General features: G+C 71.1%; 16 protein-coding genes. 1 reads left to right on the top strand and 15 read right to left on the bottom strand.

The features are described from left to right. Positions 1-621 precede the first annotated feature (621 nt). The gene (locus tag KJS59_RS13340) at positions 622-1,545 is read left to right on the top strand and encodes a hypothetical protein (RefSeq protein WP_213453168.1); all 924 of its coding nucleotides are present in this window, start codon (positions 622-624) and stop codon (positions 1,543-1,545) included. Here KJS59_RS13340 and truA read toward each other — a convergent pair. The 15 genes from truA to rpsE all read right to left on the bottom strand — a co-directional run bounded on the left by truA (position 1,542) and on the right by rpsE (position 11,768). Continuing rightward, positions 1,542-2,345, bottom strand: coding sequence for a tRNA pseudouridine(38-40) synthase TruA (gene truA / locus KJS59_RS13335; RefSeq protein ID WP_213453178.1), 804 nt, complete (start codon positions 2,343-2,345; stop codon positions 1,542-1,544). The genes KJS59_RS13340 and truA overlap by 4 nt on opposite strands. A 92-nt stretch (positions 2,346-2,437) precedes the next feature. Beyond that, positions 2,438-3,010 carry a 50S ribosomal protein L17 gene (gene rplQ / locus KJS59_RS13330; protein WP_213453167.1) on the bottom strand — a complete coding sequence of 191 codons (573 nt, stop codon included), beginning with the start codon at positions 3,008-3,010 and terminating at the stop codon, positions 2,438-2,440. Between the two features lie 29 nt (positions 3,011-3,039). Further along, a complete protein-coding gene (locus KJS59_RS13325; protein WP_213453166.1) occupies positions 3,040-4,062 on the bottom strand; it encodes a DNA-directed RNA polymerase subunit alpha in 1,023 nt (340 codons plus the stop codon). Between the two features lie 96 nt (positions 4,063-4,158). Continuing rightward, positions 4,159-4,785 carry a 30S ribosomal protein S4 gene (gene rpsD, locus KJS59_RS13320; RefSeq protein WP_213453165.1) on the bottom strand — a complete coding sequence of 209 codons (627 nt, stop codon included), beginning with the start codon at positions 4,783-4,785 and terminating at the stop codon, positions 4,159-4,161. 15 nt (positions 4,786-4,800) lie between these two features. Then, entirely contained in the window at positions 4,801-5,208 is a 408-nt protein-coding gene (gene rpsK, locus KJS59_RS13315) for a 30S ribosomal protein S11 (protein WP_020513613.1), read from the bottom strand. A 107-nt stretch (positions 5,209-5,315) separates the two neighbouring features. Then, positions 5,316-5,696, bottom strand: a complete 381-nt coding sequence (rpsM, locus tag KJS59_RS13310; RefSeq protein ID WP_213453164.1) for a 30S ribosomal protein S13 — start codon at positions 5,694-5,696, stop codon at positions 5,316-5,318. A 174-nt stretch (positions 5,697-5,870) separates the two neighbouring features. Then, positions 5,871-5,984 carry a 50S ribosomal protein L36 gene (gene rpmJ, locus KJS59_RS13305; protein WP_073834917.1) on the bottom strand — a complete coding sequence of 38 codons (114 nt, stop codon included), beginning with the start codon at positions 5,982-5,984 and terminating at the stop codon, positions 5,871-5,873. A gap of 113 nt (positions 5,985-6,097) precedes the next feature. After that, positions 6,098-6,319, bottom strand: coding sequence for a translation initiation factor IF-1 (gene infA / locus KJS59_RS13300; RefSeq protein WP_007073013.1), 222 nt, complete (start codon positions 6,317-6,319; stop codon positions 6,098-6,100). A gap of 248 nt (positions 6,320-6,567) precedes the next feature. Next, the gene (locus KJS59_RS13295) at positions 6,568-7,110 is read right to left on the bottom strand and encodes a DUF1707 SHOCT-like domain-containing protein (RefSeq protein ID WP_213453177.1); all 543 of its coding nucleotides are present in this window, start codon (positions 7,108-7,110) and stop codon (positions 6,568-6,570) included. A 349-nt stretch (positions 7,111-7,459) separates the two neighbouring features. Further along, a complete protein-coding gene (map, locus tag KJS59_RS13290; protein WP_213453163.1) occupies positions 7,460-8,302 on the bottom strand; it encodes a type I methionyl aminopeptidase in 843 nt (280 codons plus the stop codon). A 19-nt stretch (positions 8,303-8,321) separates the two neighbouring features. Next, the gene (locus tag KJS59_RS13285) at positions 8,322-8,975 is read right to left on the bottom strand and encodes an adenylate kinase (protein ID WP_213453162.1); all 654 of its coding nucleotides are present in this window, start codon (positions 8,973-8,975) and stop codon (positions 8,322-8,324) included. After that, positions 8,975-10,312 carry a preprotein translocase subunit SecY gene (secY, locus tag KJS59_RS13280; protein ID WP_213453161.1) on the bottom strand — a complete coding sequence of 446 codons (1,338 nt, stop codon included), beginning with the start codon at positions 10,310-10,312 and terminating at the stop codon, positions 8,975-8,977. Before secY ends, KJS59_RS13285 begins: the two co-directional genes overlap by 1 nt. A 206-nt stretch (positions 10,313-10,518) precedes the next feature. Then, positions 10,519-10,962, bottom strand: a complete 444-nt coding sequence (gene rplO, locus KJS59_RS13275) for a 50S ribosomal protein L15 (protein ID WP_213453160.1) — start codon at positions 10,960-10,962, stop codon at positions 10,519-10,521. Then, positions 10,963-11,145 carry a 50S ribosomal protein L30 gene (gene rpmD / locus KJS59_RS13270; RefSeq protein WP_213453159.1) on the bottom strand — a complete coding sequence of 61 codons (183 nt, stop codon included), beginning with the start codon at positions 11,143-11,145 and terminating at the stop codon, positions 10,963-10,965. It lies immediately after the preceding gene. Beyond that, positions 11,145-11,768, bottom strand: a complete 624-nt coding sequence (gene rpsE / locus KJS59_RS13265; RefSeq protein ID WP_213453158.1) for a 30S ribosomal protein S5 — start codon at positions 11,766-11,768, stop codon at positions 11,145-11,147. The genes rpmD and rpsE overlap by 1 nt, the downstream gene beginning before the upstream one ends. Positions 11,769-11,771: the final 3 nt, after the last annotated feature.

Raw genomic sequence — 11,771 nt, 5'->3', positions numbered from 1 at the left:
GGCGTGAGCGGCGCGCCCGCTGGCGCTGGTACGAACGGGGCGCTGGTCGGGCCCGATGCGCGCGCCGCCGCCGTTTCCGCCTCGCCTGCCGCCCCACCGGGCCGCCGCCCCTCCCCCTCCGACGCTTCGCCGCTCCCGCCGAGCCCGGCAGGCCGCCGCGGAACGGCACCGCCCGGCGTCCAGCGCGGGCGAGGAACAGCGCTAGATGCCCCTGGCCGCCCCGGAACGCCACCAGCGACCCCGGGCCGCCCCGGAACGCCGCTCGATGCCCCGGGCCGCCCCGCACCGGCACTGGAGACCCCGGGCCGACCCGGAACGCCGTCAGAGGCCCCAGGCCGGCGCGATACGCTGTCGGAGGCCCCGAGCCGCCGCGGAACCGCGCCGCCGGAGATCCAGAGCCCCCGAGGAACGCCGCCGGAGACCCGCAGACGCCGCGGAACGGCGCCGCCGGAGACGCTCGGCCGCCACCCCGCGGCGGCCGGCGAGGCAGCCGCCGCGCGGCGCCCGAGCGCGGCGCCGCCACGTACCACCGCCATCGCCAGCGCGGCGGCCACCGCGATGGCCGCGGCGCCGGTCGAAGCACCCCGCACGGCACCGGCCGGTCCGGCGCCGATGCCGCCCATGCCGCAGGACGCCACCCGGGTCGCGCCGCGCAGCGCGCCGACCTCCCCGGTCGCCGCCGCCCCGGCGACCGCGCCGAAGAGCCCGGCCGCGCTCACCCCCCCGCCCGACGAGTACCCGAACACCGCCCTGGTCCAGGTCGCCCCGGCGCAGCCGCCGGCCCTGCCGACCAACTGGCGGACCGGCGCACACGCGGGGTTCTACCGGATCGCGCTCAGCGCCGTGGCCGTGGTGGCGCTGCTGGCCATCTGCGGGCTCGGCTCGTACTTCATCGTGCAGGACGAGCGGAGCGGCCAGGACGCGCAGGCGTCCACCCCGGAGGCCGCGCCGACCGTGGTGCCCCGCGACATCAGCTCGCGGGAGGTGGACCCCGCGCCGCTCACGGTCAAGGAGGTCTTCCCGGCCGCCCAAATCAAGATCAATCCGAACGAGCAGCCGTACCAGGTCCTGAAGACGCAGGCCACCAAGGACTGCAAGGTCGCCGTGGACGGGAAGATCACCACCCTGCTGAGCGACCTGGGCTGCTCCCAGGTGGTTCGCGCCACGCTGCGCAACCCGACCAAGGCGTACCTGGCCACCACCGGCGTGTTCAACCTGGACAGCGCCGAGGGCGCGGACTGGGCGTACAAGCAGATCAAGCCCATGGTGGACAAGGAGCAGGGCCGCTTCCAGGGCATGGTGGCGGGGCAGGGCACCGAGTCCGTGTCGCTGTCCTCGGCGCACGTCGGCTGGGACATCCGCGGCCACTACCTCGTGTACGCGGTGATCGCGCGCGCCGACGGCAAGGCGTTCCCGGACACCGACCCGTACGCGAAGCAGATGATGTACGACCTGATCGAGTTGCACCTGCGCCAGGGCGTACTGGAGAAGCGGGGCACCAAGCCGGTCGGTGCGGGAGCGGCGGAGACGCAGCCCGCGGGCTAGCTCGCCGGTAGCTGCCGGCGGCGGCGCGTCACCAGGGCACGCTCGCCGTACCCCTCGTGCGGGTAGCCCACGGCGATCAGGGTGAGCCCGCGCGCGGGCGCCACCGTGACCTCGCCGGCCCGCTCGCGCCGGCTGAGCAGCGCCGCCGGCCACTCCGGTTCCCGCCGCCCGTCGCCAACGACCAGCATCGCCCCGACCAGGCTGCGGACCATGGACTGGCAGAACGCGTCCGCCTGGACGGTCGCCACAAAAACCCCGCCGTCGTCGTCCCGGTGCCAGGTGAGCGAGGTGACCGCCCGTACCGTGGTGGCGTTCTCCTTGCGGCGGCAGAAGGCCGCGAAGTCGTGCTCGCCGACCAGCCCGGCGGCGGCGGCGTTGAGCCGGTCCACCTGGAGCGGGCGGGGCCAGACGGCCGTGTCGCGGCGGCGCAGCGGCTCGGCGCCCCACGGCGCGTCGCTGACCCGGTACTCGTACCGGCGGTACAGCGCGGAGAACCGGGCGTCGAAGTCCGGCGGCATCTCGACCACGGCGCGGACCCGCACGTCCGGCGGCAGTATCCCGCCGAGCCGCCGGGGCAGCGTGGCACCGAACTGCTGCCAGGCGGCGGCGGAGATGTCCACGTGGCAGACCTGCCCGGTGGCGTGGACGCCCGCATCGGTACGGCCGGCGACGGTGAGCCCGTCCGCGCCGGCCGGGCCGCACAGCCGGGTCAGCGCCTCCCCCAGCACGCCGGCCACGGTCCGCCGGCCGGGCTGGACGGCCCAGCCGGAGAAGTCCGTGCCGTCGTACGAGACGTCCATCCGGACCCTGACCGACTCCACGCCATCGCCTCCCGGTACACCGCGGGCCCGGTCCCCCAAGAAGGGGCCGGGCCCGGCGGCGCGGAACGTATCTACTGGTCTTCGCCCTCGGCCTTGTCGCCGGGGCCCTCGGCGCCCTTGTCACCGGAGGCCGAGACTCCCGGCTCCTCGGAGGCGGCGCCGGGCGACTGGGCGAGCGGCGGGGTCGCCGGCTCCTCCTCGTCCCGGGCCAGCGCCTCGACCTTGTCCTGCTGCGCGGCCTGGCGGGCCGCCTTCTTCGCCGGCCGTTGGGCCGGCGCCTCGACGACCAGCTCCTCCACCAGCTCGATGATCGCCATCGGGGCGGCGTCGCCCTTGCGCGGACCGGTCTTCACGATCCGGGTGTAGCCGCCGTTCCGGTTGGCGAACCGGGGCGCGATCTGGTCGAACAGCTCGCCGAGCACCTCCTTGTCCCGCACCACGGTGAGGACCCGGCGACGCGAGTGCAGGTCACCGCGCTTGGCCTTGGTGATCAGCTGCTCGGCCAGCGGGCGCAGCCGCTTGGCCTTGGTCTCGGTCGTGGTGATCCGGCCGTGGCGGAACAGGGACGTGGCCAGGTTGGCCAGCATCAGCCGCTCGTGCGCCGGGCTTCCGCCGAGGCGGGGGCCCTTGGTGGGCGTGGGCATGGTCGTGCTCCTCGTTAGCTCAGCTCTGGTTAGAGCTGCTCGGTCTCGCGGTAGTCGTCCTGGTCGTAGTCCACCTCACCGAAGGAGTCCACGACGTGCGCCGGGTCGAAGGTGGGCGCGGAGTCCTTCAGGCCCAGCCCCATCCCGGCGAGCTTCATCTTGACCTCGTCGATCGACTTCTGCCCGAAGTTGCGGATGTCGAGCAGGTCCGCCTCGGTCCGGCCGATCAGTTCGCCGACCGAGTTGATCCCCTCGCGCTTGAGGCAGTTGTACGAGCGGACCGTCAGGTCCAGCTCCTCGATCGGCAGGGCCAGGTCGGCGGCGAGCTGGGCGTCCTGCGGGGACGGGCCGATGTCGATGCCCTCGGCGGTCTCGTCCAGTTCCCGGGCGAGGCCGAACAGCTCGACCAGGGTCGAACCGGCCGACGCCAGCGCGGTCCGCGGGGAGATCGACGGCTTGGACTCGACGTCCAGGATCAGCCGGTCGAAGTCGGTGCGCTGCTCGACGCGGGTCGCCTCCACCCGGTAGGTGACCTTCAGCACCGGCGAGTAGATCGAGTCGACCGGAATCCGGCCGATCTCGGCGCCGGCCTGCTTGTTCTGCGCCGCGGTGACGTAGCCGCGGCCGCGCTCGACGGTCAGCTCCATGTCCAGCCGGCCCTTGCCGTTCAGGGTGGCCAGCTTCAGGTCCGGGTTGTGCACCGAGACGCCGGCCGGGGGCTGGATGTCGCCCGCGGTGACGTCGCCGGGGCCCTGCTTGCGCAGGTACATGCTGACCGGCTCGTCGTGTTCGGAGCTGACGCACAGCTCCTTGACGTTCATGACCAGCTCGACCACGTCCTCCTTGACCCCGGGGATCGTGGTGAACTCGTGCAGCACGCCGTCGATCTTGATGCTGGTGACCGCCGCGCCCGGGATCGAGCTGAGCAGCGTGCGGCGCAGCGAGTTGCCGAGCGTGTAGCCGAAGCCCGGCTCCAGCGGCTCGATGGTGAACCGGGAGCGGGTGTCGTTGATCGACTCCTCGGAGAGGGTCGGTCGCTGGGTGATGAGCACTGTTTCTCCTGTGTTTCGGGGCGCCCGCCATATGACGCCCGCCAACATGACCCGCCGGCCCGCCCGCGCGGGGCGGGCCGACGGAACCGGGCCCTACTACTTGGAGTAGAGCTCGACGATGAGCTGCTCCTGGACCTGCGTGTCGATGACCTGCCGGGCCGGGAGCGTGTGCACCAGGATCTTCATCTGGCTGGGGATCGACTCCAGCCAGGCCGGAACGGTCCGGCTGCCCGCCTCGGCCTGCGCGACCACGAACGGCGTCAGCTCGCGGGACTTCTCCCGGACCTCGACGATGTCGTGCTCGGTGACCCGGTACGACGGGATGTCGACCTTCTTGCCGTTGACCGTGAAGTGGCCGTGCTTGACCAGCTGGCGGGCCATGTCCCGGGACTTGGCGTAGCCGGCCCGGTAGACCACGTTGTCGAGGCGGGACTCCAGGATCTGGAGCAGCACCTCACCGGTCTTGCCCGGCTTGCGGTTCGCCTCGTCGTAGTACCGCTGGAACTGCTTCTCCAGCACGCCGTAGACCCGGCGGGCCTTCTGCTTCTCGCGCAGTTGCAGCAGGTACTCGGTCTCCTTGGTCCGACCGCGGCCGTGCTGACCGGGCGGGAACGGCCGGGACTCGAAGGGGCACTTCGGTCCGTCGCACTTGCTGCCCTTGAGGAACAGCTTCATCTTCTCGCGGCGGCAGCGGCGGCAGTCAGCGCCGGTGTAACGAGCCATTGTTCTCTCTACCCCTTAGACCCGGCGACGCTTCGGCGGACGGCACCCGTTGTGCGGCTGCGGCGTGACGTCGGCGATCTGGCCGACCTCCAGCCCGGCGGCCTGCAGCGAGCGGATGGCGGTCTCCCGGCCGGAGCCGGGGCCCTTGACGAACACGTCGACCTTGCGCATGCCGTGCTCCATCGCTCGCCGGGCCGCGGCCTCGGCGGCCAGCTGGGCGGCGAACGGGGTGCTCTTGCGCGAGCCCTTGAAGCCGACCTGGCCGGAGGAGGCCCAGGAGATCACGGCGCCGGTCGGGTCCGTGATCGAGACGATGGTGTTGTTGAACGTGCTCTTGATGTGCGCCTGCCCGTGGGCGACGTTCTTCCGTTCCTTGCGCCGGACCTTCTTGACGGCGGCTCCAGCGCGAGCCTTCGGTGGCATAAGTCTTCTGCGCTCCTATTAGTAAGAATTCCCCGCAGGCCGCGTATACCACGCACGGCATCGACCCGCCTGCGCAACCACGACGTTGGCCGCGTTGAATTCCGAACTCATTTCTTGCCGGGCTTCTTCTTGCCGGCGACCGTCCGCTTCGGGCCCTTGCGCGTGCGCGCGTTGGTCCGGGTGCGCTGACCGCGCACGGGCAGACCCCGGCGGTGCCGGATGCCGGCGTAGCAGCCGATCTCGACCTTGCGGCGGATGTCCGCGGCGACCTCGCGGCGCAGGTCACCCTCGACCTTGAAGTTGGCGTCGATGTAATCGCGAAGCTGGACGAGTTCCTCGTCGGTCAGATCCTTGACCCGCTTGTTGGGGTCCACGCCGGTTGCGGTCAGGGTCTCGGCGGCCCGGGTACGACCGATCCCGAAGACGTAGGTGAGCGCGATCTCCATCCGCTTCTCGCGGGGGAGGTCGACGCCGACTAGACGTGCCATGTGGGCGTGCTCCTCGTGTGTGACGGAGGTCTACCTCGCCCCGCCCCGCCTGCCCAGGCGGGCCCCGGCCTCCGACCGGGGGTGGACCACGAAGACGTACGCGTTGACGTGCCGCGGCTGGGGCGAACTTTTCGGTTGTGCGCGGATCTCAGCGGCGCGGGGCCGGCTCTCGGCTCAGCCCTGGCGCTGCTTGTGGCGCGGATCCTGGCAGATGACCATGACCCGACCGTGGCGCCGGATGACCCGGCACTTGTTGCAGATCCGCTTGACGCTCGGCTTGACCTTCACGGTGGATGACCGACTTTCCGATCAACGCCCGGCCGTGCCGCGGGGCGGCGCTCCGGACAGTTATGACGGACTGGAGATTGTTCCCCGGGCCGTCGCCAGTGGTGCAGCGTGCGCTACTTGTAGCGGTAGACGATCCGCCCGCGGGTGAGGTCGTACGGCGAGAGTTCCACCACGACCCGGTCCTCGGGCAGGATGCGGATGTAGTGCTGCCGCATCTTGCCGCTGATGTGAGCCAGTACCTTGTGGCCGTTGGCGAGCTCGACCCGGAACATGGCGTTCGGGAGTGGCTCGATCACTCGGCCCTCGATCTCGATGGCCCCGTCTTTCTTCGGCATGTCCTCCGCTACCTGACGTCGGTTACTCCGGACGGCACACAGGTCCGCACGGGCCAATGACCCGAGCCAGCCGCGGCCCCGGCACGACCCTCAGAAGCGCGAGAGGGCACGCCGGACAGGACGCTGTGACGCCGACAAGCCAGTCTACGCGCACCGCGGCATCGACGCCAAACCGAGGTCCCCGACCCCCGCGCTCGGGTGTGTCACGGGGCGCCGCGGGTGGGGCGGCGCTGGGTGGGGCGGCGGCGCTAGTCGGCGGGCGCGGTGCCTTCGGTATCCGCTTGACGCTGCTCTCGGCGCTCCCGGCGCTCCTGCTTCCGCCGCGCCTGCCGCGCCGCCCAGCGCTGCGGCTCCCCGCCGCCCAGCCCGTTCACCGTCTGCCACAGCAGCACCGCACCCCACGGGCCGGCCACCCACACCGGCCAGTAGAAGCGCAGCCCGTACCCGGAGAGCCCGGACACCAGCCAGATCACCGTCAGAATCGTGATGACCTTGAAGTAGCTGTTCCACTGCGTCCACAGCCACCGGCGCGCTGCGCCCGGGTACCGGCCGTCCGGCCCCGGCGCCCACTCGAGCGAGGGCTCCGCCGCCCCCGCCGGCACCACCTGTGACCGCTCCGCCGGCGCCACCGCCGGCAGGTCGCTCAGCAGCCCGTCCAACTCCGCGTACGTCTTCGCCGCATAGGCGCGCTGAAGCCGGTCGTCGTACTCGTGCAGCTCCAGCCGTCCCTCGTTCAGGGCAGCACGTAGCCGCTCGGCCACCGCCTGCCGGTCAGCGTCCCCGGCCCGCATCTCCCCCTGTCCCACGCATCCAGAATGCCACCGCATCCCCCGCGCACCGCCGGCAGCCCCAACCCGCGCCCGCCGATCTCAGAGTTGTTCTCGCCCCGGAGCTGCCCTTCGGGCGGCGGTGTAAGGGGCCTTTCTGATCGGGAAGCCACGCAACATCGTCCCAGGGCCGGGCCGACCAATAGCGCCGCGACAGGGGCCGTCCCCGACGCCATCGGGGCCGCACGTGGGCGGGTCGGGCTAGCGCCTATGCGAAGGCTCGGTCGAGTCGCGGCGAGGCCCCGGCGGCGATCCGGCAACGCCGCCGGTCGTCCGGGGCCGGCGCGGCCGACCATGCCCTTCCGAACGGGCGCTAGAGGGAGGCGGCTTCGGCGGAGGTGACCAGGTCGCCCAGGCGGGCGCGGCCGCCGTCGATCGCGGTCAGAACCCAGACGCCGTCCTCAAGCAGCGCCATCGTGTGCTCGACGTGGGCGGCGATGGAGCCGTCGCGGGTGACCACGGTCCAGCCGTCCGCGAGTTCCGCCGTGCGGGGCGAGCCCTCGGTGATCATCGGCTCGATCGCCAGGCAGAGACCGGGGACCAGGCGGGGGCCGCGCCCCGGGCGGCCGTGGTTGAGCACGTGCGGGTCCTGGTGCATCTCGGTGCCGATGCCGTGCCCGCCGTACCCGTCGACGATGCCGTACCGGCCGGCCTTGCGGACCGCGGACTCCACCGCGTACGAGATGTCGGTGAGCCGGCCGCGGCCGGAGGCGGCACCCCGGGCCGCCGCGGCGATACCCGCCCACATGGCGTCCTCGGCGGCGGCCGCCATCTTCAGCAACCCGGGACGGACGTCGCCGACCGGGACGGTGATCGCCGAATCGCCGTGCCAGCCGTCCAGGATGGCGCCGCAGTCGATCGAGATGAGGTCGCCCTCCCTGAGGACCTGCGCCGGTGACGGGATGGCGTGCACGATCTGCTCGTTCACCGAGGAGCAGATCGTCGCCGGGTACCCGTGGTAGCCCTTGAAGGAGGGGACGGCGCCGGCGTCCCGGATCACCTGTTCGGCGATCGCGTCCAGGTCGGCCGTGCTCACGCCGGGCGCGACGGCCTCCCGCATGCGGGCCAGGGCGGCGTGCACGACGAGTCCCGCCTCGCGCATCTTGGCGACCTGCGCGGGCGTCTTGAGCTGGATGTCGAGCTGGTGGCGGCGCATGGCTGAAAGCTACCGCCGCTCAGCCGCCGTACGACCGCAGCGCGTCGATAGCGCGCACGGTGACGTCCTCCACGGGGCCGGTGGCGTCGATGCCGACCAGCTTGCCCTGGGCGCCGTAGTAGTCCACCAGCGGCGCCGTCTTGTTGGCGTACTCCTCCAGCCGGCGGGCGATGGTCTCCGGCTTGTCATCGTCGCGCTGGAACAGCTCACTGCCGCAGCGGTCGCAGACCGCGTCGTCGGTGGGCGGGTCGAACTCGACGTGCCAGATCTTCCCGCAGCCGCGGCAGGTGCGCCGGCCGGACAGCCGCCGGATCACCTCGTCGTCGTCGACCACCAGCTCGAGGACCAGGTCCAGCGAGGTGCCCATGTCGACCAGCATCTTGTCGAGGGTGGCCGCCTGCGGCACGGTGCGGGGGAAGCCGTCGAGCAGGAAGCCGTCCCCGGCGTCCGGTTCGGCGAGCCGGTCCCGCACCATGTTGATGGTGATCTCGTCAGGGACCAGCTCGCCGGCGTCCATGTAGCGCTTGGCCTCGATGCCCAGCTCGGTGCGCTGGGAGACGTTGGCCCGGAAGATGTCGCCCGTAGAGATCTTGGGCACGGCGAGGTGCGCGGCGATGAACTCGGCCTGTGTCCCCTTGCCCGCCCCGGGGGGACCGACCAACACCAGACGCACTAGCGCAGGAACCCTTCGTAGTTACGCTGCATCAGCTGACTCTCGATCTGCTTGACCGTCTCCAGGCCCACACCAACCATGATCAGAACGGCCGTACCGCCGAAGGGGAAGTTCTGGTACGTCTGGCTGTCCAGCCAGATGAAGAAGAAGTTCGGCAGGACCGAGATGAGGCCAAGGTAGAGCGCGCCGGGGAGGGTGATCCGGCTGAGGATGAAGTCAAGGTACTCCGCCGTCGGCTTGCCCGGGCGGATACCCGGCACGAACCCGCCGTACTTCTTCATGTTGTCCGCGACCTCGGTCGGGTTGAACGTGATCGAGACGTAGAAGTAGGTGAAGAAGATGATCAGCAGGAAGTACACCGTGATGTAGATCCAGCTGGTCGGGCTGGCCAGGTTGTCGCGGACCCAGATCTCGAAGTTGCCGGGGTTGTTCTGGTCGCCGAACTGGAGCGCCAGCTGCGGCAGGTACAGCAGCGACGAGGCGAAGATGACCGGGATGACGCCGGCCTGGTTCACCTTGAGCGGGATGTAGGTGGAGGTGCCGCCGTACATCCGCCGGCCGACCATCCGCTTCGCGTACTGGACCGGGATGCGCCGCTGCGCCTGCTCGATGAAGACGACCGCGGTGATGATCAGCAGCACCAGGGCGAGCACCGCGAAGAACCAGTACCAGCCCTTCTGCTCCTTGATCGTCCAGCCCTCGCCGGGCAGCCGCGCGGCGATCGAGGTGAAGATCAGCACGGACATGCCGTTGCCGACGCCCCGGTCGGTGATCAGCTCACCGAGCCACATGATGACGCCGGTGCCGGCGGTCATCGTGATCACCAGGACGCTCAGCGTGAGCCACTGCGGCATGCCCTTGGCGCTCATGTCCGGCACGATCGGGTACTGGTCGCAGCGGTTCTGGAACAGCTGCCCGGAGCGGGCCAGCGCCACGAACGCCGAGGACTGGAGGACCGCCAACCCCAGCGTCAGGTACCGGGTGTACTGGGTGATCTTCGCCTGGCCGGACTGCCCCTCCTTGCGCAGCTGCTCCAGTCGCGGGATCACGACGGTCAGCAGCTGCAGGATGATCGAGGCGGTGATGTAGGGCATGATGCCCAGCGCGAACACCGACAGGGACAGCAGCGCGCCGCCGGAGAACAGGTTCAGCAGCGTGAAGACGCCGTTCTGCTCGCTGTTCTTGATGATGTCCAGGCACTTCTCGACGTTGCCGTACGAGACGCCGGGGCTGGGCAGCGTGGCGCCGAGCCGGTAGATGCCCACGATGAAGACCGTGAACAGCAGCTTCTTGCGCAGGTCAGGCGTTCGGAACGCACTGAGAAAGGCGGACAGCAACTTCTTCCTCCTGCGCGGAGCGGCCGCCGAGGGGTCGGACGGCGGGCGGTGTTCGGGCGGCAGTGCCCGATATCCATGGCTGGGAACGGACTCTAACAGCCGGGGGCGGGTCGGGTCAGCACGGCCACCCCATTTACCGCTCCCTATGTCGAGGCGACGCCCGCCAGTCGCGGCCGCGACTGGTCGGGCGCCTCGTCGACCACTACCTACAGCTCGGTGACCGAGCCGCCAGCGGCGGCGATCTTTTCCTTGGCCGACCCGCTGAACGCGTGCGCGGACACGTCCAGCTTGACACCGGCCAGGTCGCCGTCGCCGAGCACCTTCACCGGCTGGCCCTTGCGGACCGCGCCGGCCTGCACCAGCTCCAGCGGGCCGACGGTGCCCCCGTTCGGGAACAGCTCGGCCAGCCGGGCCAGGTTGACCACCTGGTACTCGACCCGGAACCTGTTCTTGAAGCCCTTGAGCTTCGGCAGCCGCATGTGGATCGGCATCTGGCCACCCTCGAAGGCGGCCGGGATGTTCTTGCGGGCCTTCGAGCCCTTCGTACCGCGACCGGCGGTCTTGCCCTTCGAGCCCTCACCGCGACCCACCCGGGTCTTCTCGGTCTTGGCGCCCGGCGCCGGACGCAGGTGGTGCACCCTGATCGTCATCTACTCCACCTCCTCCACCCGCACGAGGTGGTTCACCGCGAAAATCATGCCGCGGATCTCCGGCCGGTCCTCCTTGACCACCACGTCGTTGATCCGCTTCAGGCCCAGCGACCGCAGCGACTCCCGCTGGTTGCGCTTGGTCCCGATCTTCGAGCGGACCTGCGTCACCTTGAGGCGGGCCATCAGGAACCCACCCCCGCCCGCGCCGCCGCGAGCATCGCGGCCGGCGCCACGTCCTCGACCGGCAGGCCGCGACGCGTCGCGACCGCCTCCGGGGACTCGAGGCTCTTCAGGGCCGTCACGGTGGCGTGCACGATGTTGATCGGGTTGGACGAGCCGAGGCTCTTGGAGAGCACGTCGTGGATGCCCGCGCACTCCAGCACGGCGCGCACCGGCCCGCCCGCGATCACACCGGTACCGGCGGAGGCCGGCTTCAGCAGGACCACGCCCGCGGCGTCCTCGCCCTGCACCGGGTGCGGGATCGTGGAGCCGATCCGGGGCACCTTGAAGAAGTGCTTCTTGGCCTCCTCGACGCCCTTGGCGATCGCCGCGGGCACCTCCTTGGCCTTGCCGTAGCCGACGCCGACGGTGCCGTCGCCGTCGCCCACCACGACCAGCGCGGTGAAGCTGAAGCGGCGGCCGCCCTTGACGACCTTGGCGACGCGGTTGATGGTCACGACCCGCTCGAGGTGCGGGGTCTTCTCGACGGACGCGTTGCCGCGACCGCCGTCCCGGCCGCGGCCCTCGCGGCGCCCGCCGCCCTCGCCGCTACCGGACCCGCCGCCCCGGCGCTGTGGACCTGGCATTGG

Source organism: Rhizomonospora bruguierae, from assembly GCF_018397995.1.
GTDB classification, from domain to species: domain Bacteria; phylum Actinomycetota; class Actinomycetes; order Mycobacteriales; family Micromonosporaceae; genus Rhizomonospora; species Rhizomonospora bruguierae.
Note: the sequence above shows the minus strand (reverse complement) of the source record. Positions and strands in the feature narration are given on the sequence as shown.